The sequence below is a fragment of the Sulfitobacter sediminis genome (genome assembly GCF_040811725.1).
Classification (GTDB): domain Bacteria; phylum Pseudomonadota; class Alphaproteobacteria; order Rhodobacterales; family Rhodobacteraceae; genus Sulfitobacter; species Sulfitobacter sediminis.
In genome coordinates, this window is record NZ_JBFNXX010000298.1 from 1 (window position 1) to 230 (window position 230).

General features: G+C 67.8%; 1 protein-coding gene. It reads right to left on the reverse strand.

The window, feature by feature from the left end; all coding sequences use genetic code 11:
- A partial coding sequence (locus AB2B41_RS23830) for a hydantoinase/oxoprolinase family protein (protein ID WP_367880295.1) occupies positions 1-230 on the reverse strand: 230 nt, incomplete at both ends.

Sequence of the window (230 nt, forward strand, 5' to 3'; positions counted from 1 at the left end):
TGGCGGCCTCGCGGGACACCAGTTCCGAGGAAATCATGCCGCCGTTACCGTTCATCCCCAGAACGTCACCCGCATATCCCCCCGCGCGCAGCTCGGCGCGCAGACGCGCCATGTAGCGCTCAAGCACGGGCTGGACCGAGGCGTTGACGGCGGCGGTCCCGCCCCGGTCGAATTCGCGCGTCTCCGACAGCAGGCTGTGGCCGGTGGTGATGAAATCGTTGGACCAGAGC